Consider the following 24,673-nt stretch of genomic DNA (forward strand, 5'->3'; position numbering starts at 1 on the left):
ATGGATCAAAAAATAATCGGAAGGAAAGAAAAAATCTCTCTCCCGGAGTTGGGGTTGAACCTAGTATGGGCCAAAGTGGATACTGGTGCCTACACTAGCAGTATTCACGCGGAGAATCTGGAAGTGGTGGAAGAAGAGGGTAAACGAGTGCTTAAGTTTCAGCCTTTGCTCCCCGGTCATAAATCCTACACAGGCCAAGTCGTGACTTTTGAGCATTTCAGGGAAAAAAAAGTGAAAAATTCCTTTGGGCAAGCTGAGGTTAGGTATTTGATCGAGACTACCTTTGAACTTGCCGGAGAAAGCTATTCTGCCGAATTTACACTTTCTGACCGCTCTAAAATGAGAAACGCTATCCTTCTCGGACGGAAAATCCTCAGAAATCGTTTTCTTGTAGATGTTTGTAAAGTCAATTTGGCTAGACCATATAGAAGTAAATAGACAACTACTGCCTTACTGATCAAGTCTTTTATCAGACTTACACCTTCAAATGATTTTCTTATGAAATCAAGCATGACTCAAGCTTCAAACATTGGTATGACTTTACGCCGCGCGAGATTCCACCTGCCGGCAGGCAGGCAGGTGTGATCATTGAAAAATAATTATAAACACATGAAAATTGCAATCCTTTCGAGGAACCCAAATTTATATTCTACCAAAAGACTCTTTGAGGCGATTCAGAAGGCTGGGCATGAGGCAATAATTGTAAATCACAGTATTTGCGATCTGATTATTGAGCAAGACGGGCCATCTATTATTTACAAAGGTGAAAAGCTTACAGATGTGGACGCTATCATCCCTAGAATCGGAGCTTCAGTTACTTTTTATGGTACTGCGGTAGTCCGACAGTTTGAGCTGATGGGGGCTTTTTCGGCCGTCCATTCCCAGGCCATCGTCAGAAGTAGGGATAAGCTCAGGAGCTTACAGATCCTCTCCAGCGCAGGACTTGGTATGCCAAAAACGGCATTTACCAACTTTTCCAAAGGAGGGGAAAAGCAAATCATCGAGCATGTGGGCGGAGCTCCCTTGATTATCAAATTGCTGGAAGGTACCCAGGGACTTGGGGTGGTTTTAGCCGAAACAAAGAAGGCCAGTCAATCTGTGATTGAAGCATTCCATGGGCTAAAGGCTAGAATAATTGTTCAGGAATTCATCAAAGAGGCCAAAGGAGCTGATATCCGCGCTTTTATCGTCAACGGCAAGGTGGTGGGAGCCATGAAGCGTCAAGGTGCTGAAGGGGAGTTTCGATCTAATCTGCACCGTGGGGGAAAAGCAACTATCATCAAACTCAGCCGAGCGGAAAGGCAAGCTGCACTTGGTGCCGCCAAAGCACTTGGCTTAGATGTGGCAGGGGTAGATATGCTTCAGTCAGCCAGAGGACCATTGATATTGGAAGTGAATAGCTCTCCTGGGTTGGAAGGTATAGAGAAAGCTACCGGGATAGATATTGCAGGTGCTATTGTGAAATTTATAGAAGAAGGGGTAAACAAGCGCCCTATGAAAATATCAAGTCAATGAGCCAGTTAGTGAAAATTGGAACCCGTGGAAGTAAGCTTGCGCTGTGGCAAGCCTATCATGTAGAGGAACTTCTCAATAGTGCGGGGCTTCAGACAGAGATTGTGATTATCGATACCAAAGGGGATCAGGTGCTGGATGTCTCAATAGCCAAAATCGGAAGCAAGGGGGTTTTTACCCAAGAACTGGAAGATCAGCTGATGGATGGGCGCATTGATATTGCGGTACACAGTGCAAAGGATATGCAGTCAAATCTTCCCGAAGGTTTCGAGATCATTGCCTTTACCGAGCGCGAAAAAGAGAATGACGTGATTGTGTCCCATGATCAAACGATTTCTCTGAAAAACAATATTGTTCTGGGAACTTCGTCCACACGGCGTGTTTCTACTTTAAAGCATTTTTATCCTCATGTAAAAACAGTGGAGGTTCGCGGGAATCTGCAAACCCGTATCCGTAAGATGGAAGAGGGACTTTGTGACGCGTTGCTGCTCGCTTATGCAGGTGCTCACCGTATGGAATATGATCATATGATCGTGGCAGAACTGGATTTGGATGAGTTCACGCCGGCTGTAGGACAGGGTTCTGTGGCCATAGAAATAGCGAGCAATTTGGATTCTGAGTTGAAATCAAAAATCACCGCAGCCTGTAATCATCATGAAACCTCCCTGAGGTTGCGTGCGGAGCGTGCCTACTTAAGGGTTTTGGAGGGAGGGTGTAGTATTCCTGTTTTTGCCTTGGCAGCACTCTCTGGAGATATGCTTACACTCAAAGGTGGGATAGTAAGTCTGGATGGGAAAGAACGAATCTCCATTCAGGTAGAAGGAAATGCCGAACAGCCTGAACAATTGGGTCAGGAGCTTGCGGACAAGGTGTTTTCCGCAGGTGGGAAAATAATACTGGAACAAATCAAAACAACCCTAAATAAATGAGAAGTTTAAGAAATTTACTTTTTATTGCCTTATGCGCCAGCTCATTTGCCTGCGCTGCAAAGAAAGATTATGTGGTCACCATAGAAACCAGTCATGGGGATATCGTGGCGTTATTGTTTGATGACACTCCCGAGCATAAGTCAAATTTTATCAAACTGGCAGAAGATGGGAGATTCGATTCCACCGAATTCCAGCGTGTGATCAAGGATTTTATGATCCAGGGTGGGGATGTGTTCACCAAAGAGGATATGCCTGCTCAGGAATGGCCGACTTTACCAGCTGAAATCAGACCAAACCACTACCATAGAAAAGGGGTGATTGCTGCCGCCAGACAAGGTGATGGGATCAACCCGGAGAGAAGATCCAGCGGTTCCCAATTTTATATAGTGCTTGGGAAAGTTTATGATGAGTTGGAGTTGACCACAGATATGGCCAAGCTTCAGAAGGCCTTTATGAAATATATGGAGCTGGTAAGTGAAGCTGACCTCAAAAAAGAATACACCAGGCTATATAATGAGCAGAAATATGACAGCCTGACTTCTTTGATCCTTTCCAAAAGGGATGAATTGGAGAATTCATTGAACCTAAATCTAAGGAAGGATTTTACCGCTGAACAGATAGCTACCTATACCACAGTAGGCGGTACCCCACACTTGGACAAAGAGTACACGGTTTTTGGGGAAGTGATCAGAGGGATCGAGGTCGCTGAGGAAATCTCAAAGCTGCCTACGCAGCGAGATCGTCCGATTGAGCCTGTTTTCATGAAGGTGACAGTGGATAAAAAGTCCCGTAAGAAAATTGAAAAGGAATATGACTACAGCTATACCGATGTCAAATAGAAGGAAAGTTTTTATCACAGGAGCAAATGGTTTGTTAGGCCAGAAGCTCGTTGCTCAATTACTGGAGAAGGATGGGTTTTTAGTGGTTGCCAGTGGGAGGGGAGAATGCAGGCTTCCGGGAAATGGATTTGACTATGTGTCCCTGGATATCTCTGATGAAAAAGAGGTAGAAAAAGTGTTGTCGGAGTTGTGTCCTGATATCATTATTCACGGTGCTGCCATGACGCATGTGGACGAGTGCGAGCTCAATCAGGAGGCTTGCTACGATGCCAATGTGAATGCAACCTCCTATTTGGTAAATGCCGCCGAAAAGATAAAAGCACATTTTATTTTTGTTTCAACTGACTTTATTTTCTCTGGAGAGGAAGGGCCTTTGGATGAAAATGCAGCACCGGCGCCGGTAAATTACTATGGGGAAACCAAGCTGGAATGTGAGCAGTTGGTCAAAGCCTGCAATACCAAATGGGCTATTGTGCGGACCGTATTGGTGTTTGGGATAGCTCATGATATGAGCCGGACTAACATTGTGCTGTGGGTGAAGTCATCACTGGAAGCAGGCAAGGAAATCCAAGTGGTAGATGATCAGTTTAGAACGCCTACTCTTGCGGAAGACCTTGCTACGGGATGTATTTTGATTGCGGAGAAGGAAGCGGAAGGGGTGTTTAATATCGCCGGCCCGGATTTTTTGACTCCTTATGAGATGGCCAATATCATTGCGGAATACTTTGGGCTTAACAAAGGATTAATCAAACGTGCTGATTCCAGCACCTTTTCCCAGCCCGCGAAAAGACCGCTGAAAACAGGCTTCCTTATTGATAAGGCACGGGAACAGCTTGGTTTTGAGCCGAAAACTTTCCAGACGGCAATTGGTATTTTGGCAAAACAAATTAACTTAGCCCGCGATTAAAAGCAGTTTATACACCCTTATAATTTAACTTTAAAATAATTTATGGCAGTTAGCAACAATACCGAAGAGAGAGGTCAATGGGGATCGAGTCTTGGGTTTATCATGGCCGCAGCGGGTTCCGCTGTAGGCTTGGGAAACATTTGGAGATTCCCTTATCTGGTCGGTGAATACGGAGGAGGAGCCTTCGTTTTTGTATATATAATATGTGTGTTGTTGATCGCGCTGCCTTTGTTGTTTAATGAAATAGCTATAGGGAGAAAGTCAGGGAAAAACCCAATTGGAGCTATCCGCCAGACTGGTGGAAACCGCTTTTGGCAGTCTGCGGGCGTACTTTGTGTATTGGTTTGTTTTTTTGTGTTCAGTTATTATTCCGTTATAGCAGGCTGGACTGTAGGTTATATTTTTACAGAGATTATCAACATACCAGTTGATTTTGCGGTGTTTGTAGAGACACCTATGTATGTCATTCCATTGACATTCATATTTATATTGATGACTATCTTGATTGTATTGGGAGGAGTCTCCGGTGGTATAGAAAAGGCATCTAAGTTTCTAATGCCTGTTTTATTTATTATTATCATTTTTATCGCTGGACGTTCTGTCACATTGGAAGGGGCTTCTGCGGGTATTGAATATTACCTAAAGCCAGATTTCAGTAAAATAGACGGAGGGGTAATCCTTCAGGCTCTTGGGCAGGCTTTCTTCTCCATGTCAGTGGGATGGGGGCTGATGATCACATTTGGCTCTTACTTGCCGAAGAAATCCAATGTGATCCAATCTGGTGGATGGATCGCAGGTATGGATACTTCTGTGGCTCTTTTGGGCGGTTTGATGATTTTCCCGGCTTTGTTTGCCTTACTTCCGGGGAAGGATCCTGCTGCCGGTCCTGCTTTGGTTTTTGATGTGCTTCCAAAAGTATTTGATGCTATGCCCGGTGGCAATATCGTCGGTGGGCTTTTCTTCATCCTGCTTATGGTAGCGGCTTTGACTTCCACGATTTCCATGCTGGAAGTACCGGTAGCATACCTGATTGATGACAGGAAGTGGAATAGGAAACGCGCTACCTGGACTGTGGGCATTGCCGCGATGGCACTGTCAGTACCTTCTGCACTTTCGCAGATTCAGGGTACGTTCTTTTCCAATTTACATATCAATTTCTTTGGGAACAGGTTAGAAGGCTTCTTTGGAATAATGGATTTTGTCTTTGGGACTTTCGCCGTTATAGTGATCTGCTTGATGCTGGCTTTGTACACGGGCTGGGCTTCCAAACTTTCGGATTATGCGGATGAGTTGGCTTCTGGTGCGCCGGGATTCAAAGGCCCATTTCGTGCAGGATGGATGTTTTTTATTAAGTACGTGTGTCCGATTGTAATCATCCTTCTGATATTGAATATGCTGGGCGTAATTGGTTTTGAGCAGGCAGCATAAATCCATTATTTAATTCATGTTGTAGTGTAAAAGGAAGTCTCCGGGCTTCCTTTTTTAGTTCCCATGTAGTGAGGTGGGGATTGAGTGTTTTGCTAAGCATGTTCTTTAGTTTAACATATGCAAGGGCATGTGTTATTACTCTTGGCAAGAGAATTGCTAATTTTTCTTAAATCCCTACGTTAGAGTGTTTACCGCATTGATAAAAACAAGACTAAACCATAAATCTTCATACCATGAAAAAACTCATTCTTTCTCTTGCCTTACTAGTGCTAGCCTTTTCAGGCTACTCTCAGGGAATTGCCTTTGGGCCTAAAGTAGGGCTAAGCCAGACCAAGCTAGACCTGAAAAGCGATGCTTTCAAAAATGGTGAATCCAAGTTTGGATACCATGTAGGGGTATTTGCCAGAATAGGACTTGGAGGCTTATATCTGCAACCTGAGCTTCTTTATACGCAGACTCAGGGTCAATTTTCATTTGATGAAGGTGTTGGAGACATGAATGAATACGAGGCGGATTTTAACCGCGTGGATATCCCGGTTATGGTAGGTTTTAAGATGTTTAACCTACTTCGTGTGCAAGCTGGGCCCATTGCGAGTATCAATGTGAATTCCGAGATAAAAGATGCAATGAATACAGTGCAGGACGTAGAATACAAAAATGCCACGATCGGATATCAGGCTGGTCTTGGAGTGGATATAGGCAATTTGTACATTGATGCCAAATATGAAAGTTCTCTGGATAAGATCTCAGATAATGTGGGGAACTTCAGTACTGATCAGCGAACTAATCAGTGGATTCTTTCTCTGGGATTTAGGTTGTTTTGAGCTGTCTCGGAGTATATAGAAAAGCCCGATTGATGAGATTATCAATCGGGCTTTTTAATGAATCATTTGGCGACCAACCGGGTTTCTTGTTGTGCTGCTTCTCCAGAAGCAGTACGGAAGTGGTAGTAGGACTGAGATCAATAATTTGTGTTTATTTGGTTACCAACCGTGTTTTATAGATCACCGAATAGTCGTTTTCCGCTTCTGAAAAATTAAGCGAAAACCAGATTTCATCTTTGGAGACGTATTTGTTCATATTGCCTAAAATAGTAGGCTTTTCTATCGGGGAACTGATCTGATTCCCGTCGAATAGTACGTGACCACCCGTGTTTAACTTTTCGGCAAAGGGCCAGATTTTATTAGGTTGACCTTCAGCTTCCTTGAGTGCTTGATCGTATTTTTCCTTAGTTAATCCTCCCGTATAATCGATCAAAAATCCCCCTTTTTGCAAAGGGATAATGTTATTGATAGTTCCTAGTACAAGATCTTCAAAATTAAAGCCATTAGAGAGTTCTTTTCCTTCTGATGACTTTTCTATGAATTCTCTGAAGGGAATATTTCGTACTGATGCAGGACTTGATAGGTCACTGACCGAGTAGGTGAAAATTTTCGGTTCATTTCTAAAACTCAGATACAAAGAATCACCGAGTATCCTGAAACTAGGATAGAAGAATAATTCTTGATAGGCAAGTTCTGAACTACTGAATTTTGAAGTTTCGGGAAATGGTATAACACCAGAAAAATCTCCAGTCTCTAGGTCTAACACTTCTAGTTGAGTGGATTTTTGTTGATAATCTATTCCGTTTCGTCCGAATTCATCATTATATCTTCCGCCATAATTGGTATATGCTTTTCCATCTTTGACCTGTAAACTATTTCCTGATGTAATAATCAGAGTTGGGAAATACTCAAATTCCGGCTTGTACTTCTTGACAAAATCTCCATTTAGCGAATATCTATAGATTCCCGAAGTACTTGGAATCAGGAATTCTTGATTGCTTGCAAACACAGCGACTCCATAGCGATCTCTAGTGTAATTACCTGGGGCGTCTCCGTATTTTTTAAATTTATAAAGGATTTTTCCAGACTTGTCACTGACAAAAATAGTATCCGTATTCATATCAATCATCAAGATTGAATTGCCGTCTGGACTGATATCCATCATCGATAGGCTCCCCAAATAATCCACCACAAGTGAATCATAAATCTCAAATTCTAAGGATTGCTCTGAGAGTGGGGTGGAGATTTCAGCTTCCTCCTTTTCACCTGAGCAGGCTAGTATGCTGAACGCTAGTGGAAGAAGGTATAGGTGGGTTAGGTTTTTCATTTCTGTACCAATTGAATTTTATAAAAAGTCAGATATTCCTGCTCTTCGCCTAGGTATTCGTCATTGCGGAGAGCGAAGAAGGGTCGGATAGGATCCTCAATAACAAAGATTTTATCTATTTTTTTAGGAAGGGGTATCTCATTAGACCAGCCTTTCTTTGTGTTATAGATTTTAAAATAGGATTGGTTTAGTTCAGTCAGTTTTGGGAAATCCTTTGGGAAATCGAATTCGTTTGCGCTAAAAACATCCTCCGAAATTCCTTGTGAATAATGTGCCACCAAGTAGTCTTTGCTCGCAAATACCCCAAAAATATTTCCTTCGACTAATTTTTCATAGCCATAGTGTTCTGTTTTGTCTTTTAATTCAGGAGCTTCGATAAATTTCGTAGGGTTAAGATCTAGGGTTTCTATATGCTTTCCAGAATCAAGCAGACTGAACCTGTGGATCTTGGGTTCATTGTTGAAGTAAAGCAATACGTCATTTTCGGATATTGTAAATGATATGGCCGGTCTTTCATAGAGTAAACCAGTGCTGAATTTCGAGGTTTCAGGAGTTCGGATTAAAGGGCTACTCTCTCCAGTAGCAGGATTTAACTTTTCGAGCAAAAAATTGTCAGTCAGATAGGTTTCGGTGTAAGGGCTTACTTCATCTCTTCCCGGAAAGTGAAGTATAATATTGTCCTCCCAGAGTTCAAAGCATTTCTCATCCATCAACCCGCCGAAAGACTGCGATGGAAAAGGCATTTCAATTTCTCGTTTAACTGAAAGATCCTCATTTAATTCATAAAAAGGTGCTCTGTAGTGTCCAATATAGGGTTTGCCTTCAGAATTCATTTTGACAGTGGAAATAAACGAAATTGAATTTGGGCCGTCTTTTGGGAATGCTTGGGTACCAAGCACATTTCCTTCATAATCGATTTTAATTAAGGTGTTGGCTGTATAGTCATAGATTAAACCCAGCCCCTCTCTAAAATCTCCAGTTGAGATATTTCCCAAATAATCCACCTGAACAGAATCCAAGATCCGCAGCTCCCATTCATTTGAATTTGAAGCTTGGGGTGAGTTTGATTCAGATTTATCCGCAGATGAGCAGGAGAAAAGACTGATGATTGCCATTATGGCTAAGAGATAAATTCTTTTCATTTTTGTACCAATTGAAGTTTATAAAAAGTCAAAAAATCCTGCTCTTCGCCTATGAACTCGTCATTTCGGAGAGCGTAGAAGGGTTTGTCAACAGACTCTATATTGAGTAATAGCTTCACTTTTGAGGGGATAATCATTTCATTTGACCAACCAGAACCATATTGATAGATTTTGAGATAATCCTTTCGGAATTCTGAATAGCGATGAAAATTTTCTCTCTCCTTCAAATTATTATTGACAAATGTGTCCCCATCGATCCCACCATGGTAAGCAATGATAATGTGGCTTTGATCTGAGTAAATTCCATGTATTCTTGCCTCATTCATTTGCATTGATTGGGTGTACGTTACTTCTGTTTTTTGTCCAGGAATTAGTTTGAAATCAGTAGGGGAGAAATCTATACTTCGTGCCCATTGAATGCTATCTCCCATCGCATAAATATGGACTTGGGCTTCATTGGTGAAAGTCAGGTAAAGACTATCGTTTTCAATTGTGAAATTTATATATGGACGCTCAAAAAAATCATCTGTACTGTATTGCGAAGTAGGAGGGGTGCGTACGACAGCTTTAGCTGTTTTGGCAGTAAGATCGTAAAGTTCCAATAATGGATAATCTCTGTAAAAATGGTCAATGTAAGGGCTAATCCCATCACGTCCGGGATACCAAAGGAGTAACTTGTCATTCCAAACTGCTATATTTCTCCTATTGTACGCACCACCCCTCGCCTCTCCCATAAATGGCATTTCCAAAGTTCCAATTGGATTGAGGTCTAGATCAAATTTGTAAATATTACTAAATGACGATGTCCCATAGATTACGTCGTTATGCATCAACAAAGTCTCCAACCACATCACCGTTCCAGGGCCTTCTTTAGGATATTCTTTTTTAGCCAAAATTTTCCCCGTGGAGTCAAATTTCACCAAGGTTGTACCCATGATGTCCTTGATGATTCCAATTCCCTCATTAAAAATACCTTCCCTGACATCCGCTAAATAATCCACCTGAATAGAATCCAGGATCTGTAGTTCCCATTCATTTGAATTTGAAGCTTGGGGTGAGTTTGATTCATATTTATCCGAAGATGAGCAGGCGAAAAAGAAGGTGGTAGCCACCAAGGTTAAGAAGTAAATGCTTTTCATTTTTCCACTAATTTCATTTTATAAACTCTCAAAAAATCTTCTTCCACATCCGGATCAGGAAGCTTTTGAAACCAGGCAAATCCTCCGCCACTGGCGTAAGTCCTTCCTCCTGTTTTGTCCGGGGGAGATACTGATCCTATATAGCTAAGGTCGGCTAGATTATAGAGCAGGGTTCCTTTGCGCGTGTTTTCTTCGATTTTTTGAAACATGACCCGACCCTCCTCTTCCTTTCCCGCTTGCCACACGGCTCTGGCCTCTTGTGCCTTGAGTGGATCCTGCCCAGAATAAAAATCGAGCAAAAGTAACTCACCTAGAATATGAATGTTTCTGATTGAAGCACTTCCGCCACGGACCTCGACATGGCCTTCTTGAAATTCTGCTCTGTCTTTTCCTTCAGGAGTTAAGAAGCCAGGGATATCCATTTGAATCGTAGTGTCAAGTTTCGCTCCTTCGGGGCTAAGCAGGTACACATAGAGCTGGGGATCACCTCCGTGTACGATGTAAAGTTTGCCGTCTTGAGCTTCCAGTGCGGGTGAATAATCACTCTGGATATATCCCTTACCATTGAGGAAGTGGCTCCCTTTTTCAAAAGGAATGATTTCCCTCATGGGTTCTTCTATATTTACTAGCTCCAGAGCGCGGTAATTATCGTAGAATTCCTGCTTTCCGGGAAAGGAATTACGTGGTCGGATAGATTTTGGAAGGAGATAATCGTGGCCATCAAGCTCTACAGACTCTGTGGATTTGCCTATGTAGTTCATCGAAGCAGCGCCATTCAGGGATTCTGGATGTGGGATTTTCTTTTGCATAGTTCCATCCAAATCATAAATAAAAAGCCCGTTCATACCATATACAGCGATTTTGTCTTCCCCGTAAAATCCAGGGGATTCCAGCATAAAACCATACGCATCTGGGGTGTCTTCATTTTTAGAAAAACTATACTCAATTTTTCCACGTGAATCCGTTATTAAAATTTCCGAACTAGGAGGGTCAAAAAAAATCAATTTACCTCCATCCCGATGTACATCTGTAAGCATGGGATTGCCCAAAAACTCTAAGTCTAAGGAATCTATCAAAGACCATTCGTAGCTCTTTTCTTCTTGGACAACCTGTTCTTTTTTTTCTGAACAAGAAATGAGGATGGAAATCAGGTAAAAGGAGCAAGTGATTAAAAGAAGTTGTTTCATAAAAAGTAGGTCGAAAGTCATTTGCTTAATAAGATAGTGGTTAAAAAAGAGAGCCACAAAAAAACTCGGCTATTTTGGCCGAGTTTTTCTGATATACTGTTTTAATTAAAAATGGCTACAAAGTGAGATCTACCGTGCTTGGCTATTATCCGCTACTCAATCTCATTCTTTATAAAGGGCCAAATCGTCTCAAATACTATCTGATGCCCTTCTTCCGTGGGGTGGATACCATCTGGTAAATTAAGTCCAGGAATTCCGCCTACGTTTTCCAGCAGAAAGGGTATAAGTGTCACCTCTTTTTCTTCCGCCACAGCAGGATACATAGCGGTAAACTCGGCCGCATAGGCTTGCCCCATATTTGGTGGTATCTGCATCCCGGCCAAAATAATCTTGGTGTCAGGGAATTTTGACCTGACCTTGTCGATGATCTTGATTAAGTTGTTTTTTGTTTCACTTAGCTCGATTCCCCGTAGTCCATCATTTCCGCCAAGTTCCAGGATGAATACCTCTGGTTTTTCCTCCAGAAACCAGTCGAGCCTACTTAATCCTCCTGCGGTAGTCTCTCCGGAAAGCCCTCCGTTGATTACTTTATAGTCCAACCCCAAACTGTCAATGCGTTGCTGCGTCAGCCCTGCAAATCCATCTTCCGGGTCGATGCCGTAGGCTGCGGTCAAGCTATTGCCAAAAAATAAAATGATTTTCTGGTCGGATTTTACATCTACGGCTTCTTCGGTCGTATGCTGTTCTTTGGTGGTTTCCGTTTTTTGCTCCGAACAGGAAATGACCAGAATAGCTAGCAGAAGCAGGAAAGAGTGGCTGAAAATCCCTTTGAATGTCAGGTTCATGTTGTTCATTTAGATGTGGGGTAAAACTATATAGGCAAATGGAAATTTTGACAAAAGGTTCGGCGAATTTTTCATTTCGTTAATTTTTTACTCCTTTTTCTATAGTATTTGCTGCTTTCTCAGGGTATTGCTATCTTCAAATCAACCATAGTAAGGGTTTCACGTTAAGCCTTTTCAAACCCTTTATCGTCTCCCAACTCAACACATGAATATATTATCAGTATCAAACCTGAGCAAGGTTTACCAAAGCGGCAGTAGGAAACTGACTGTTCTTGATGCCATTAATTTTGATATACAGGCAGGAGAAATCATCTCCATAGTAGGGCCTTCTGGCAGCGGGAAAACTACTCTCTTGGGGCTTTGCGCAGGGCTTGACTCCGCAAGCACCGGTAACGTAAGCCTGAACGGAGCGAATCTCCAGACCATGAATGAGGATCAGCGCGCCGCAGTTCGAAATCAACACGTTGGCTTTATTTTTCAGAATTTTCAATTGCTGCCAACCCTGACCGCTCTGGAAAATGTGATGGTGCCACTGGAGCTGAAAAAGAGAAAAGATGCACGTGCCAAGGCGCAGGAGCTTTTGGATAAAGTAGGGCTGGGTGATCGTGGGACTCACTATCCCACTCAGCTTTCTGGAGGGGAGCAGCAGCGTGTTTCTATTGCCAGAGCGTTTGCCAACGAGCCCAAAATACTTTTTGCTGACGAACCGACTGGTAACCTCGATACCGAAACGGGTGAGATGATCGAGAAACTGATCTTTGACCTGAACAGAGAGCAGGGTACTACGCTTATTTTGGTGACCCATGATTTAGAGCTGGCGGCCAAGACCCAGCGGATTATACATATCAAAGGCGGTAAAATACAGGAGGATGCAGATGCCTGATATCGGATGGATCATGAAGATGGCTTTTCGGGATTTCCGGAAAAACATCTCTAGATTATTGCTTTTTGTCAGCTCCATAGTTGTGGGTATAGCTGCTTTAGTGGCAATCAGTAGTTTTGGTGAAAACTTGACCAATGACATAAATAATCAAGCGAAGGAACTTCTTGGGGCGGATTTGGTATTGGAAAACAATCGGCCTCTAGGGGATCAGCCAATTGACTCTATAGCGATAGAAACGGCTTCCGAGGTGAATTTTGCTTCGATGGTGGCTTTTCCACAAACGGGGGCTAGCCGTCTGACACAAGTACGCGCTTTAGAGGGGGCATTTCCCTTTTATGGATTATTAGAAACCATACCGGCATCAGGAGATAAGGATTTCCGCTCTGGAGGCAAAAAGGCCCTGGTAGAAAAAACGCTAATGGCACAATTTGGTGCAGAAGTAGGGGGGGAGATTAAAGTTGGGAATCTAGAGTTTATCATCGCGGGAGAGCTTCAGTCTGTACCAGGTCAAACGGGGATTACAGCGACAGTAGCACCAGCTGTATATATTCCTATGGAATACTTGGAGGAGACAGGCTTGGTGCAGTACGGAAGCCGGGTGAATTATAACCGCTATTATCAATTTGCTCCCGGTACCAACGTAGATGAGCTTATCAAACCCTTTGAAGATCAGTGGGAAATCGACCGTATAGATGCAGATACGGTAGAAGACCAGAAACGATCCACAGGAAGGTCATTCTCGAATATGTCAAATTTCCTTAGTTTGGTAGCATTTATTGCCTTGCTGCTGGGGTGTGTGGGGGTGGCCAGTGCGGTCAATGTTTTTGTGAAAGAAAAGCTTGCCTCTGTTGCGGTATTACGATGCTTGGGTGTTTCTTCCAGGGATGTATTGTTCATTTATCTGGCAGAGATCAAAATCATGGGGTTGATTGGTGCAATATTAGGGGCTTTCTTTGGTACCCTGTTGCAATACGTGTTGCCCTCTGTTTTTGCCGACTTTTTGCCTGTGGAGGTAAGCTTTGGGATTTCCTGGCTTTCAGTAGGCTTTGGAGTCATCACTGGATTATTTGTATCCGTACTGTTTGCGCTTTTGCCCCTGCTGAAAGTGAGGAATGTGTCTCCTATGGCTACACTGAGGCCGGAAATAGCAAATGCCACTTTGTTGAGGGACCCGCTCCGTTGGTTGGTGATCTTGGCTATTTTGGCATTTATCTGGGGCTTTAGCTTTTACCTGCTGGATCGGGTGGACTTTGCTTTTGGATTTACTGGGTTTGTGGTTTTAGCCTTTGGGGTTTTATGGGGAGTGGCACAGGCTATTATTTGGGCAGTTCGGAAGTTTTTGCCTATCTCTTTTTCCTACCCACTTCGTCAGTCCTTAGCTAACCTTTATCGGCCCAATAATCAGACTGTTTCTCTTATTGCCACCATAGGATTGGGTACAGCGATGATATCCACCCTCTTTTTTCTCCAAAATCAGTTGCTGGAAGAAGCCAGGTTTGCCGATAAAGAGGATCAGCCGAATATGTTGTTGTTTGATATTCAAACGGCACAGCTGCAGGATGTGAAAGAAAAAATTGAGCAGAGAGATCTGCCTATCATGCAAGAGGTGCCTATTGTGACTATGCATTTGGCAGCTATAAACGGAATTGACAAGCAGGCAAATGAGGAATTGCCAGAGGAGGAGGATTATTCCCGCTGGATTTACAACAGGGAGTTTCGGGTGACCTATCGGGATACGCTGATATCCTCTGAGACATTAGCGAAAGGGGTGTTGAGCCCAGTGGGAGCAAGAGGGGACAGTGTCTTTGTAAGCTTTGAAAAAGGATTTGCTGAGGGAAATGGGCTTAAAATCGGTGATGAAATCGAGTTTAATGTGCAGGGAAGACCGATCAAGACTTACATCGGGAGTTTCCGGGAAGTGAAATTCAATCAAGTGTCCACCAATTTTCTAGTGTTATTCCCTAGCGGTGTTTTGGAGCAGGCACCAAAATTCCATGTACTGATCACCAAGACTAAAAATGATAGGGAATCGGCAGATGTGCAGGCCGATATTGTACGGACTTTCCCGAATATATCTGTGATCAACTTAGGCACTATAGTGGCAACGTTAGAGGAGATTTTAGGGAAAATCAGTTTCGTGATCCAATTTATGGCATTCTTTAGTATAGCCACAGGGATCTTGGTACTGATCAGTTCATTGATTATTTCCAAGTATCAGCGGATGCGGGAAAGTATTCTGCTCCGGACGCTGGGCGCAAGTTCTGCGATAGTCAGTAGGATCAATACCTTAGAGTATTTCTTCTTAGGGAGTTTGGCCTCAATGTCAGGAATACTGCTGTCCTTTGGGGCGACTTGGTTGTTAAGCAAGTTTGTCTTCAATATCACCTTTAGGGGAGCTTGGGCGGAGGCTTTGGTTCTTTATGTGGCCATTACAGCATTGACGATCGTCTTGGGTTGGCTGAATGGGAGGAAGATTATTAATCAACCACCGATGGAGATATTGAGGGGGAATTAAAGGATGAAATAAAAAATATAAAAGCTGAAAAGGCTCGCAGGAATGCGGGTCTTTTTCATTAATAATGATGTCTGCACTGGGCGATTTCTAAAGTTCCGTTTTTGACCACTTCGGTCATCCGTCTTCGGTCTTCCAGCAATTAAAACAAAGGAAATATGGCTACTGCATTATTGCTGATTATCATATACTAAAATATACTTAGATAATCTATTCATACCTAAGCAATTTAGCGGGATTAATCATGGAGGCTTTAATAATCTGGAAGCCTATGGTGAAGCAGGTAATCAGTAAAATCAGGGCTATTGGAAGCAGATAGATCCACCAGGTAATTTCAATCCGATAAGGATAGTTTGTCAGCCATTTTTCCGTAGTAAACTTAATAATCGGAACTGAGAGCACCCCTGCCACTAGCACTAAAATCATGGATTCCTTCGAAAGCAAAGCGACTATCTGAGACACTGAAGCACCCATGATTTTTCTTAATCCCACTTCCTTAATTCGCTGAGAGATGGTAAGTAGAGTAATTCCATAAAGTCCTAAACCTGCTACTGTAAGAGCAAGAAAAGTAAAGGCGCTCAGCAGCTGCCCAAATTTCTGGTCAGCTTGATACTGGCGGTTGAAAAAATCATCCAGGAAGAAAAATTCGAACGGTTTGTCGGGAAAAACTGAATTCCAACTATTCTGGATCATCGCTACATGCTCTGTTGCATTCGCTCCACTGATTTCATCAAATTTGATAGAGACAAATTTATAGGGGAAGAAAGTAGAGGTGTAAGCCACTGGATAGTTGGATTCTTTATACGAAACTGCCCTGAAATCCACCACTCCTACAATTTCAGCTTTGGATAGCGTTCTATTTCCCCAGTTGACTTCCTTTCCTACGGCGTCTTCCGGGGTTTCGAAACCTAAAACCTGAACAGCTTCTTTGTTTAGGATCATGGAATACTGATTGTCCACTCCCTCAATAAAGTTTCTTCCAGCGACTAAATCCACATCAAATGTTGGGATAAAATCGTAATCCATACGGGTGAAATAAAGCGTAACGAGCTCATCCGTATTTCTGGAATGTCTAAAATTGGGCATCATACTCAAGTGTTCTTTTCCAGGTATATCGTGTGTAGCAGTGATGCCTTTTACCTTTTCATTAACATTGAGCTTGTCTCTAAAGGCGACAAGTCTTCTGGTAAAGAGAGAATCAGACCCTGGAGGGCCAAAAGTGGCTTGGGTATTAATCACTATCGTGCTTTCGATATCGATTCCTAGACTGCTATTCTTCATTAAGCTGAGTTGACGATAAGCCACAGTGGAGGAGGCAATTAAAGCAATGGAAACCACAAACTGAAATACAATCAGACTATGTTTCAGACTGAAAAGTGATCCCTTGTGATGATTTGTGTAGCCACCTTTCAGAGCAAGTACAGGCTTAAAGGAAGAGGTGACAAATGCAGGGTAGATACCCGCCAAGGCACTGCCTATGAGTATAAGTAGTATAATTCCTATAAGAAAATCAGCACTGGAAAAAAGTGAAAGAGCTGATCCTCCGCCGATGAATGATGAAATGTATGGGTCAAGCAAATACAAAAAAATGCATGAGAGGGAAATTGCCAGTAGGTTCATTACAAGCGATTCAGTTAGAAACTGCTTTATAAGCTGCAATCTGCTGGATCCGATGACTTTTCGGACGCCAACTTCCTTCGATCTTTCCAGTGATCTGGAGATTGATAGATTGATAAAGTTGATCCAGGCAATGATCATCACAAAAACAGCTATAGCCAATAAGGTATAGACGATTTTTGCCTCACTGTTGGGCTCTGCCTCAGCCAGTAAGTTGGAATTTAGATGAATGGATGTCAGCGGCTGAAGAGAGAATACCGAACTGATGCTGGCGTTTACATTGTTTGCTTTATATTTTTCTACAAATGAAGGGAATTTCGCCTCTAATACTGGAATATCAGCATTAGGAGTTAGCAAAAGATAGGTGTAGAACCCGTCCCATCTCCAGTTTTCATCATCGCCTCCATCTGCTTGACTTGATACCTCCTGCCAAGCAAAGAGGAAGTCAAATTTCATATGGGCATTTTCGGGGACATCCTCAAAAACACCTACTACCCTATAATTCTCTGCGTAGTTGTGACTAATGATTTTTCCAATAGCCGACTCGTTTCCAAAATATTTAGATGCAGTGGATTGGGAAACCAAGACCGTCTTTGGCTCCAACTGTTTGATTTCTGAATTTCCTTCTATGATGGGAAAGGAAAAGACCTCAAAGAAACTCCCCTTCACATGGTAAACTTCCTTTTCAGCGAATCGAAGCATTTCTCCATCATCGGTCAAATGAGTCATGACTATATCTGATTCCGCACTGATTCTGAACATGGTGGTGTAATCCTCAACCTCGGGATATTCATTCATCATAGCTTCGCCCGTTGGGATAAAGGTTTGGGCTTTTCTGTACTGGAGTTCACCGTCAATATACCGGTTGTGTTGGACTCGATAGATTCGGTCTGACTTTTCGTGAAAGCGGTCATAGCTCAATTCAAACCTCACATACTGTAGAATGCAAAGACAGGCCGTCATGCCAATTGCAAGTCCGAGAAGGTTGATCACGCTAAAAACTTTATGCTTGAGAAGATTCCGATAAGCTATGCGTAAGTAGTTTTTCCACATTTTACTTGGAGCTTGGTTGAAAGTGCCAATGTAATTACTGTTATCATGCCAGAAAAAGAAGGGTGAAAGGGTTGATAAACAAATGTTTTTCTTTAATTGAATGGGGTATTCGAACAATAATGTTCGTTTACGGACAAAAGTCAGTTAGAAGGAACACTAGATTTTGATGATATGCAAGCTTACGTCAACCAACTTTTAGAGGATATAGCGGAAGGGCATCGCCCATCTGATTATTTTCAAGAATCAAGGGAGAAAACTGAAGAAGAGCAATTGGAGGAATCACTCGAAGAATCTGAGAAATTTGTTAGGCAAGAGGCAATGCCCGGCTTTTCGCGCTATTGTGGTCTTATGCGCGAGAGCTTCCCACCTAAAGAAATGCTTTCTGAAAGTCAATTAAAACAAGTTACAACGGCGTTTGTGGCGATGATGAATTCTTGGAATTTAGAGGTGGCATTTCCGGATGACCTCCCTCAACAAAGGAGATATGATCTTCTTATGGATATTTTAGTGCGTCCAGTGATGATCTTTAAACATGGGTTTTATTGCTTTGATTTTTGTACCGGCAATCCTGAAGGCTGTGAGTTAGGGGAATATTGCTCTTGTTTGAAGAGTGAATAGTATAATCCTTGAAAAAAATGGGTTGGCTTGATAACTTTTCCAAAGTTTAGAACTTTGGAAAAGTTTCGATTATAGAATATGGAGGTCAAGCAACTTTTCTCATTCTGCCTTAGCGATCATTCCCAGAAACTCGACCAGTCCTACGGTCTCTATGTCTCCTCTCATCGGGAATCTGTCGGTACCTGAATAAACGACATATTTTTTGGTTGCGCCTATATCTTCACAGGCTCTGTGAAAACCTGATCTGATTGTCGGGGCACTGGATTTTTTGATTTCTATTCCCCATACTTCTTTTGATCCAAATTCTAAAACCAAGTCTATCTCTGCTTGATTACTTGAGCGATAATAACTTGCCGTCCAGTCAGCAGGTAATTGGTTCAGAATGTTCTCCATAACGAATCCTTCCCAGCTTGCTCCAACTGCCGGGTGCCCCAATAGCTGATCAAAAGAAGAGATATTTAATAAGCTATGCAATAAGCCTGTGTCTCGAATATATACTTTTGGAGTTTTTACCAGCCGCTTTTTGGTGTTGCCAGACCAAGGGTGTACCTGTCTCACCATGAAGAAATCCTGAAGGATATCCAGGTAATTTCGGGCAGTGGTATGGCTTACTTCCAGACTTTTGGCAATCTCCGTCAACACTGCCTGCTGTCCGTGATAATGAGCAAGCATGGACCAGAAGCGTTTCATTCTTGTGGCCGGAACTTGCGGGCCAAAGAGCGGGATGTCTTTTTCCACATACGTGGAAATAAAGTCTCGGCGCCAGTTCTGACTCTGAATTTCTGATTCTGCTAGATAGCTGTCCGGAAAGCCACCACGAAACCATAGTTTCTCTACGTTAAATCCTAGAGGATCATTCAGAGTAAGTTCATTGACGGAAAATGGATTCAGCTCCAAGTACCGAATTCTTCCTGCAAGAGATTCAGAGGATTGTTGCAAAAGGTCTCTTGAGGCAGAGCCTAACAGAAGAAAATGACCAGCACGCTCTCCATTTCTCCTTCGCAAATCTACCAGAGCTCGGATCACAGGGAAGAGTTCTGGTTTTCTTTGTACCTCATCGATAACCAAGAGCTGATTTTCAAAGCGTCTTAAATAGCCTTCTGCATCATCGAGCTTGGCCAAATCAGAAGTTAGTTCCAAATCCAAATAATGGATGGGCTTGCCTAGAGTAGTCTTAGCCAGATCTAGGGCTAGTGTGGTTTTACCTACTTGTCTTGGGCCTAGAATAACTACAACCGGCATATTTCTTAGACTTTCGATAAGCTTGCTTTCCAATGTTCTTGTGATCATCTTTTCTTCATTGTAATTTCAAATTACATAAAAAAATAATAAAAACCATGTAATTTGAAAGTTAAACTTTCAAATTACATGGTTTTTTAAATAAAGTATGAAGATTATTTTTAGTGCTTTTTCAAGTTTTCGAGTATATATTTCTGTCCATAATGAGATAAAGGTTACCATTTAAAGGGCTATGCTAAATCAATTGGTTTTGTTACTTTTAGTTAATGGCAGAAAAGAAGAAAAAACAGGGCAATAACAGCTTTCTAAAAGGAATTGCTTGGTTGCTTCTAGGCATAATTGTTTCCATTTTTTTAGTCCCACTATTTCTTCCAGAGAGATTCTGTTTTGCTTCAATCGATTATGCAACTTTTGTTGGAGGACTAGCAGGGCCTTTGGCTGCTTTGGTAGGCTTTATTTATGTGTATCTAACTTTTCTAGGTCAGCAAAGACAATTGGATGAGCAGAGAGAAAGGCTTGATAAGGAAGATTTTATAAAACAAAGTGAGAATGCATCAAAGCAGTTTTCAGAATATCTGACTATCTGGATTGATATAAGATCAAAAATACAATACTCTACAGGCTCTATTGGAGATCAGGCATTTGATGATTGGTGGGGCAATGTCAAAGGAGCTGTACAAAAAGGATTGGTTTCCATTGGTGAAGATGTAAATAACCCTGTAGCTTTAACCAAGAGTCTAAAGAGACACTTTTATTCCAAAGGCTTTAATGGAAAGAACGACCAGTACGATAATTTTTTAAGAGTGATCTACTTGTTATTTGAGATTGCAGAACAGAATGATTTTCAGGATAGGGTAAATATCCTTGAAAGTTTTATGACTAGAGCTGAGAAAGCCATTCTTGTTTATTCTGCAACATTCATTGATCAAAATAAATCTGCTATCAAACTTTTCAAATCTGGATTTTGTCAAAGTTTACCCGATGATTATTTGATTTCTCCAGATCACAAAAAGATGATTTTCTGAAATGTTTGCCAATAGTTTGCCAAAAAATGCAAAAACCCCTTCAAAATTGCTTCTGAAGGGGTTTTGTGTACCCAGAGCCGGAGTCGAACCGGCACGCCTTGCGGCATTGGTGTTTGAGACCAACGCGTCTACCAATTCCGCCATCTGGGCTTTTGGTAAGTCTGGCCTTCCACCTGACTTGGCCCCATCACTTGCGTAACGGGATGCAAATATGAGGAAAGAATTTTTTTTCTACAAACTCATTTTTCTACTTCTTCTATCTTTTTTGAACTGAATGCTATAGGCTTTTCAGAAAAGAGTGTTTTTGTAAATGCCCAAATAGATTTAAAAAGGTCAGAATCACGGTATTGATTTAGCTTTTCCTCACTTTCCCAGTGGCTATGAGTCAGGAAAATATTTTTATCATTTTCATCCTGCCATAGTTCCAGGAGATGACAGCCGGGGAAATTCCTGATTAATTTCTTATTTGAATTAAAATTCTCCAAAAAATCTTCTACAGCCTCAGGCTTGAAAGTCATCCGTACTATACGTATCAGCATCAGGCATGAAAGGTTACATATACAACACTGTCATATTTCAACCCGAGCAAATCTCCTCCGTGCCCATGGTTGATCCCGATTTCCAATAAATCAAGACTGTTGAAGAAGGCAAAGCAGTCACCAGGTTCCACCTGATCGTACCCTTTGTGAAGCTTGCTAACCGATTCCCGGCCGAATTCTATAGTGAATTTGCCAGGGTTTAATTTGTCGAAAATGGATTTGTTGATGTTGGTGATCAGATTTCCATAGCGATCTACCCGGAGTACATGACCGATAATGTTCTCCCGCGTTGCTTTTGGATGACGGGACATTAGCTTTCGGAAGTTTTTCAAAGGCGCCCCAAAATCATGGATCGCTGCTCCACTGGCAACTTTTGCGGCGATCGGCGCTAGAATGTCCTTTGCCGGAAATGTAGAATCCTGCAAGTGAATATCTGCAAACTGAACAAGAATTCCCGGATCATGGTCAGCAAGGAGGCTTAGGATTCCGTTATTTGGGCCGATAAAAATATGTTCTTCCAATTTAACCCCGATATAGCCATGGGTAATACTGCCCGTTGTATTAAGGCATACCAAGTGTACGGTTCCCTTAGGGAAATCCCTGAACGTGGCACGTAACACAAATGCAGCGTGTGCAATGTCAAACGTGTCGATATTGTGCGAAATATCGATGATGTTAAGCTGAGGGTTAACGGCAAGCATTTTAGCTTTTACCGTCGGTACGTAGTAATCTTTGTCCCCGAAATCTGAGAGGAATGTAACCAATGCCATAGAAGCAAGTCAATTAAATTTATGTACTTTTGTTTAGGAGGGGTTGGAACAAAAATAGAAATTTTATCCTTCTGCCTTCAATGAAAATCTAATCAATAAAATTAGTTTGGTCGAAAAAGTAATCACATTAGAAAATGTCCCCTTGGCAGAATTTTTAGGCGAAGCCAATGAGAATATCCGGCAAATTGCCGCTGCCTTTCCCCAGAGTAAAATCATTTCCAGAGGCAATGAAATCAGAATCCAGGGTGGAGCCCCTGAGATCCTGAGGATTAATGATGTTCTCAACCTCCTGCTGGAACACATGGATAGATTTGGTCATCTCACTCCTGAGAATGTGAAGGACTATCTGGATGTAGAAGGAGTGCCTTTTGAGGATGCGAATCGTGATCAGGTAATAGTATTTGGCAATAAGGGGATCGTCATCAAGCCTAAATCCGCCAATCAGCGAAAACTCGTGGAATCTGCCATGACCAACGATCTGGTCTTTGCTTTAGGGCCGGCAGGGACGGGGAAAACCTACATAGCAGTAGCCCTGGCAGTAAGAGCTTTGAAAAACAGGGAGGTTAAGCGTATTATAATCACCAGACCTGCGGTAGAGGCCGGAGAAAATTTAGGTTTTCTACCTGGAGATCTGCAGGAAAAACTGGATCCATATCTAAGGCCTATTTACGATGCACTGCAGGATATGGTGCCGGCAGAAAAACTGAAATACTACCAAGAAACCCGTGTAATCGAAATAGCTCCCTTGGCATATATGCGCGGACGAACGCTTCATGATGCATTTGTGTTGTTGGATGAAGCACAGAATACCACTAATGAGCAGATCAAAATGTTTTTGACCCGTATGGGGCCAAACTCCAAAGTGATCATCACCGGAGATCAGACCCAAGTGGATCTGCCAATAAGGCAAAAGAGCGGATTATCAGAAGCCTTGAAAATACTCAAGGACGTAAAAGGGATAGGAATGGTGTACCTGAGTGGCAAGGATGTGGTAAGGCACAGGCTGGTGAAATCAATAATAGAAGCATACGAGAAAGACCATTATAGAAAAGAACAAGAAAGAGATGAGTCCTCAAGTAGAAAAAATAACGCATGATGAGCAGCTTAGGGCGGCATACAAGATCAGGGAAAAAGTCTTTGTAGTAGAACAGGGCGTTGATCCTCTGGACGAATATGATGAACATGAGAAAGAGTCCAGCCATTTCATAGCTTATCTTAAGGGGGAGGCAGTAGGCACTGCACGGTGGAGAGTAACCCCTAAAGGCATCAAATTAGAAAGGTTTGCGGTATTGAAAAGCGCACGGGGCAAAGGAGTAGGCCAAGCGCTGGTTGATGCGGTTTTGAAAGACATACATGCCACTCCCGGAACTGCTGGCAAAACCAAGTACCTTCATGCGCAACTAACCGCAGTTCCTCTATATGCAAAATTCGGTTTTGAGAAGGTGGGGGAGGTTTTCGAAGAGTGTGCAATTTTGCATTACAAGATGCAATTGGCCAAATAATTGAGTGTGACTAAATCCAACTTATTTAATATTTTGAAATCAGGTATCTGGAAGCTTTCACTCAGGTGGGTGTTTTGCACATACAAGGTTTCAAATGAGCATTAAAACATTTAAAACATGAAAAAGGTAATTTTTACTTTAATCCTGCTGGGAGGTATAGCCTCATTGGGTTATTCGCAAGCAGTGGTCTCATCTAGCAGCCAAAGATCCGGTGATTTCAGCAATGAGGTGAAGGCGAATTTTCTTAACCTGATTTGGCTGGGCTCTGTGGAACTAGGATATGAGCGATATTTGAGCCCAGATCATTCCCTAGATCTGCAAGTGATGATCAATGACAGATTTGGGTTCAATAATCAGAAAAACGGCAAGACATACAAAACGAACGCTATCCAGGCTTCTATGAACTTTTACTTCGGAGATAGCAGAAATGGAAGGATTTACATTTATCCATTGGCCAAAATCAGGTTCGGGGATTTTGAAGAGCCTGCTGACAATGGTGGTATAAGTACCACTGATATGAATGCCTTTATTCTTGGTGCAGGCGGTGGGTACAAATGGGAGGTTTCTAATAATTTCGCCTTTGGCCCTTACCTAAGTGTTGCAAGGAATTTTAGTTCTGAAGTGTCTGATAGGTTCAGTAGTGTGGAGCTGAATGGTGGCTTTAGCCTAGGCTACAGGTTTTGACAAATCAACTATTTATTATGTAAAGGAGGCTGTCTCAAAAGTAGCTAGTTTAAAAGGCTAGTCGATTTCTCGGCTAGCCTTTCCTGTTTTAACTCAAAACATGTATTTTGAGGTGTGCAAAAACAAGACTTAAATGTAGCCTTTAAGGACTA

The 24,673-nt window shown here is 42.2% G+C and carries 23 protein-coding genes and 1 tRNA gene; 14 read left to right on the forward strand and 10 right to left on the reverse strand.

Features of this window, described 5'->3' with window-relative positions; all coding sequences use genetic code 11:
• From LZF95_RS22190 to LZF95_RS22220, 7 genes are all read left to right on the forward strand, one after another.
• On the forward strand, positions 1 to 438 hold the full coding sequence (locus tag LZF95_RS22190; protein WP_233757470.1) for a RimK/LysX family protein: 438 nt from the start codon (positions 1 to 3) through the stop codon (positions 436 to 438).
• Between the two features lie 171 nt (positions 439 to 609).
• Positions 610 to 1,515 (forward strand): 30S ribosomal protein S6--L-glutamate ligase, encoded by a 906-nt coding sequence (rimK, locus tag LZF95_RS22195; RefSeq protein WP_233757471.1) that lies wholly within the window; start codon positions 610 to 612, stop codon positions 1,513 to 1,515.
• Complete coding sequence (gene hemC / locus LZF95_RS22200; protein WP_233757473.1) at positions 1,512 to 2,441, forward strand: hydroxymethylbilane synthase; 930 nt, start codon at positions 1,512 to 1,514, stop codon at positions 2,439 to 2,441. Before rimK ends, hemC begins: the two co-directional genes overlap by 4 nt.
• Positions 2,438 to 3,280: a peptidylprolyl isomerase gene (locus LZF95_RS22205; protein WP_233757475.1), complete on the forward strand. Its 843-nt coding sequence runs from the start codon at positions 2,438 to 2,440 to the stop codon at positions 3,278 to 3,280. The genes hemC and LZF95_RS22205 overlap by 4 nt, the downstream gene beginning before the upstream one ends.
• A complete protein-coding gene (locus tag LZF95_RS22210) occupies positions 3,252 to 4,187 on the forward strand; it encodes an SDR family oxidoreductase (RefSeq protein ID WP_233757477.1) in 936 nt (311 codons plus the stop codon). The genes LZF95_RS22205 and LZF95_RS22210 overlap by 29 nt, the downstream gene beginning before the upstream one ends.
• A 42-nt stretch (positions 4,188 to 4,229) precedes the next feature.
• Complete coding sequence (locus tag LZF95_RS22215) at positions 4,230 to 5,615, forward strand: sodium-dependent transporter (RefSeq protein ID WP_233757479.1); 1,386 nt, start codon at positions 4,230 to 4,232, stop codon at positions 5,613 to 5,615.
• Between the two features lie 233 nt (positions 5,616 to 5,848).
• Entirely contained in the window at positions 5,849 to 6,439 is a 591-nt protein-coding gene (locus tag LZF95_RS22220; protein ID WP_233757481.1) for a porin family protein, read from the forward strand.
• 151 nt (positions 6,440 to 6,590) lie between these two features.
• Here LZF95_RS22220 and LZF95_RS22225 read toward each other — a convergent pair whose 3' ends face one another.
• From LZF95_RS22225 to LZF95_RS22245, 5 genes are all read right to left on the reverse strand, one after another.
• Positions 6,591 to 7,766 carry a hypothetical protein gene (locus LZF95_RS22225; protein ID WP_233757483.1) on the reverse strand — a complete coding sequence of 392 codons (1,176 nt, stop codon included), beginning with the start codon at positions 7,764 to 7,766 and terminating at the stop codon, positions 6,591 to 6,593.
• Entirely contained in the window at positions 7,763 to 8,908 is a 1,146-nt protein-coding gene (locus tag LZF95_RS22230; RefSeq protein ID WP_233757485.1) for a hypothetical protein, read from the reverse strand. The genes LZF95_RS22225 and LZF95_RS22230 overlap by 4 nt, the downstream gene beginning before the upstream one ends.
• On the reverse strand, positions 8,905 to 10,047 hold the full coding sequence (locus LZF95_RS22235) for a hypothetical protein (RefSeq protein ID WP_233757487.1): 1,143 nt from the start codon (positions 10,045 to 10,047) through the stop codon (positions 8,905 to 8,907). Before LZF95_RS22235 ends, LZF95_RS22230 begins: the two co-directional genes overlap by 4 nt.
• On the reverse strand, positions 10,044 to 11,234 hold the full coding sequence (locus LZF95_RS22240) for a hypothetical protein (protein ID WP_233757489.1): 1,191 nt from the start codon (positions 11,232 to 11,234) through the stop codon (positions 10,044 to 10,046). The genes LZF95_RS22235 and LZF95_RS22240 overlap by 4 nt, the downstream gene beginning before the upstream one ends.
• Positions 11,235 to 11,386: 152 nt before the next feature.
• Positions 11,387 to 12,079 carry an arylesterase gene (locus LZF95_RS22245; protein WP_233757504.1) on the reverse strand — a complete coding sequence of 231 codons (693 nt, stop codon included), beginning with the start codon at positions 12,077 to 12,079 and terminating at the stop codon, positions 11,387 to 11,389.
• A 205-nt stretch (positions 12,080 to 12,284) separates the two neighbouring features.
• Between LZF95_RS22245 and LZF95_RS22250 the strand changes: the two genes are divergently transcribed.
• Both LZF95_RS22250 and LZF95_RS22255 read left to right on the forward strand, forming a co-directional pair.
• The gene (locus LZF95_RS22250) at positions 12,285 to 12,962 is read left to right on the forward strand and encodes an ABC transporter ATP-binding protein (RefSeq protein ID WP_233757491.1); all 678 of its coding nucleotides are present in this window, start codon (positions 12,285 to 12,287) and stop codon (positions 12,960 to 12,962) included.
• Positions 12,955 to 15,477, forward strand: a complete 2,523-nt coding sequence (locus LZF95_RS22255; protein WP_233757506.1) for an ABC transporter permease — start codon at positions 12,955 to 12,957, stop codon at positions 15,475 to 15,477. The genes LZF95_RS22250 and LZF95_RS22255 overlap by 8 nt, the downstream gene beginning before the upstream one ends.
• A 207-nt stretch (positions 15,478 to 15,684) precedes the next feature.
• Here LZF95_RS22255 and LZF95_RS22260 read toward each other — a convergent pair whose 3' ends face one another.
• A complete protein-coding gene (locus tag LZF95_RS22260) occupies positions 15,685 to 18,144 on the reverse strand; it encodes an ABC transporter permease (protein ID WP_233757493.1) in 2,460 nt (819 codons plus the stop codon).
• A gap of 171 nt (positions 18,145 to 18,315) precedes the next feature.
• Between LZF95_RS22260 and LZF95_RS22265 the strand changes: the two genes are divergently transcribed.
• Entirely contained in the window at positions 18,316 to 18,762 is a 447-nt protein-coding gene (locus LZF95_RS22265; RefSeq protein ID WP_233757495.1) for a hypothetical protein, read from the forward strand.
• A gap of 99 nt (positions 18,763 to 18,861) precedes the next feature.
• Here the strand turns inward: LZF95_RS22265 and LZF95_RS22270 are convergent, their stop codons facing one another.
• Positions 18,862 to 20,052 carry an ATP-binding protein gene (locus LZF95_RS22270; RefSeq protein ID WP_233757496.1) on the reverse strand — a complete coding sequence of 397 codons (1,191 nt, stop codon included), beginning with the start codon at positions 20,050 to 20,052 and terminating at the stop codon, positions 18,862 to 18,864.
• A gap of 215 nt (positions 20,053 to 20,267) precedes the next feature.
• Here LZF95_RS22270 and LZF95_RS22275 point away from each other — a divergent pair, with 215 nt between their 5' ends.
• Positions 20,268 to 21,026 (forward strand): hypothetical protein, encoded by a 759-nt coding sequence (locus LZF95_RS22275; protein WP_233757497.1) that lies wholly within the window; start codon positions 20,268 to 20,270, stop codon positions 21,024 to 21,026.
• A 68-nt stretch (positions 21,027 to 21,094) separates the two neighbouring features.
• Here LZF95_RS22275 and LZF95_RS22280 read toward each other — a convergent pair.
• The 3 genes from LZF95_RS22280 to LZF95_RS22290 form a co-directional block, all read right to left on the reverse strand.
• Positions 21,095 to 21,176, reverse strand: a tRNA-Leu gene (locus LZF95_RS22280).
• An 89-nt stretch (positions 21,177 to 21,265) separates the two neighbouring features.
• Positions 21,266 to 21,565, reverse strand: coding sequence for a putative quinol monooxygenase (locus tag LZF95_RS22285; protein ID WP_233757498.1), 300 nt, complete (start codon positions 21,563 to 21,565; stop codon positions 21,266 to 21,268).
• Positions 21,565 to 22,335, reverse strand: a complete 771-nt coding sequence (locus LZF95_RS22290; RefSeq protein ID WP_233757499.1) for an S-adenosyl-l-methionine hydroxide adenosyltransferase family protein — start codon at positions 22,333 to 22,335, stop codon at positions 21,565 to 21,567. The genes LZF95_RS22285 and LZF95_RS22290 overlap by 1 nt, the downstream gene beginning before the upstream one ends.
• A gap of 106 nt (positions 22,336 to 22,441) precedes the next feature.
• Between LZF95_RS22290 and LZF95_RS22295 the strand changes: the two genes are divergently transcribed.
• From LZF95_RS22295 to LZF95_RS22305, 3 genes are all read left to right on the forward strand, one after another.
• Entirely contained in the window at positions 22,442 to 23,431 is a 990-nt protein-coding gene (locus LZF95_RS22295; protein WP_233757500.1) for a PhoH family protein, read from the forward strand.
• Positions 23,400 to 23,837, forward strand: a complete 438-nt coding sequence (locus LZF95_RS22300) for a GNAT family N-acetyltransferase (RefSeq protein ID WP_233757501.1) — start codon at positions 23,400 to 23,402, stop codon at positions 23,835 to 23,837. Before LZF95_RS22295 ends, LZF95_RS22300 begins: the two co-directional genes overlap by 32 nt.
• Positions 23,838 to 23,954: 117 nt before the next feature.
• Complete coding sequence (locus LZF95_RS22305; RefSeq protein ID WP_233757502.1) at positions 23,955 to 24,521, forward strand: DUF3575 domain-containing protein; 567 nt, start codon at positions 23,955 to 23,957, stop codon at positions 24,519 to 24,521.
• Positions 24,522 to 24,673 lie beyond the last annotated feature (152 nt).

This window comes from Algoriphagus sp. AGSA1, assembly GCF_021390545.1.
Classification (GTDB): domain Bacteria; phylum Bacteroidota; class Bacteroidia; order Cytophagales; family Cyclobacteriaceae; genus Algoriphagus.

Excerpts from the sequence above, each read along its gene's own strand:
- LZF95_RS22210 (WP_233757477.1), top strand. The coding sequence starts at position 3,252 with ATGACTACAGCTATACCGATGTCAAATAGAAGGAAAGTTTTTATCACA.
- LZF95_RS22215 (WP_233757479.1), top strand. The coding sequence starts at position 4,230 with ATGGCAGTTAGCAACAATACCGAAGAGAGAGGTCAATGGGGATCGAGT.
- rimK (WP_233757471.1), top strand. The coding sequence starts at position 610 with ATGAAAATTGCAATCCTTTCGAGGAACCCAAATTTATATTCTACCAAA.
- LZF95_RS22250 (WP_233757491.1), top strand. The coding sequence starts at position 12,285 with ATGAATATATTATCAGTATCAAACCTGAGCAAGGTTTACCAAAGCGGC.
- LZF95_RS22245 (WP_233757504.1), bottom strand. The coding sequence starts at position 12,079 with ATGAACCTGACATTCAAAGGGATTTTCAGCCACTCTTTCCTGCTTCTG.
- LZF95_RS22270 (WP_233757496.1), bottom strand. The coding sequence starts at position 20,052 with ATGATCACAAGAACATTGGAAAGCAAGCTTATCGAAAGTCTAAGAAAT.
- LZF95_RS22225 (WP_233757483.1), bottom strand. The coding sequence starts at position 7,766 with ATGAAAAACCTAACCCACCTATACCTTCTTCCACTAGCGTTCAGCATA.
- LZF95_RS22260 (WP_233757493.1), bottom strand. The coding sequence starts at position 18,144 with ATGTGGAAAAACTACTTACGCATAGCTTATCGGAATCTTCTCAAGCAT.
- hemC (WP_233757473.1), top strand. The coding sequence starts at position 1,512 with ATGAGCCAGTTAGTGAAAATTGGAACCCGTGGAAGTAAGCTTGCGCTG.
- LZF95_RS22240 (WP_233757489.1), bottom strand. The coding sequence starts at position 11,234 with ATGAAACAACTTCTTTTAATCACTTGCTCCTTTTACCTGATTTCCATC.
- LZF95_RS22190 (WP_233757470.1), top strand. The coding sequence starts at position 1 with ATGGATCAAAAAATAATCGGAAGGAAAGAAAAAATCTCTCTCCCGGAG.
- LZF95_RS22255 (WP_233757506.1), top strand. The coding sequence starts at position 12,955 with ATGCCTGATATCGGATGGATCATGAAGATGGCTTTTCGGGATTTCCGG.
- LZF95_RS22235 (WP_233757487.1), bottom strand. The coding sequence starts at position 10,047 with ATGAAAAGCATTTACTTCTTAACCTTGGTGGCTACCACCTTCTTTTTC.
- LZF95_RS22265 (WP_233757495.1), top strand. The coding sequence starts at position 18,316 with ATGCAAGCTTACGTCAACCAACTTTTAGAGGATATAGCGGAAGGGCAT.
- LZF95_RS22285 (WP_233757498.1), bottom strand. The coding sequence starts at position 21,565 with ATGCTGATACGTATAGTACGGATGACTTTCAAGCCTGAGGCTGTAGAA.
- LZF95_RS22220 (WP_233757481.1), top strand. The coding sequence starts at position 5,849 with ATGAAAAAACTCATTCTTTCTCTTGCCTTACTAGTGCTAGCCTTTTCA.
- LZF95_RS22305 (WP_233757502.1), top strand. The coding sequence starts at position 23,955 with ATGAAAAAGGTAATTTTTACTTTAATCCTGCTGGGAGGTATAGCCTCA.
- LZF95_RS22230 (WP_233757485.1), bottom strand. The coding sequence starts at position 8,908 with ATGAAAAGAATTTATCTCTTAGCCATAATGGCAATCATCAGTCTTTTC.
- LZF95_RS22275 (WP_233757497.1), top strand. The coding sequence starts at position 20,268 with ATGGCAGAAAAGAAGAAAAAACAGGGCAATAACAGCTTTCTAAAAGGA.
- LZF95_RS22300 (WP_233757501.1), top strand. The coding sequence starts at position 23,400 with ATGAGTCCTCAAGTAGAAAAAATAACGCATGATGAGCAGCTTAGGGCG.
- LZF95_RS22290 (WP_233757499.1), bottom strand. The coding sequence starts at position 22,335 with ATGGCATTGGTTACATTCCTCTCAGATTTCGGGGACAAAGATTACTAC.
- LZF95_RS22205 (WP_233757475.1), top strand. The coding sequence starts at position 2,438 with ATGAGAAGTTTAAGAAATTTACTTTTTATTGCCTTATGCGCCAGCTCA.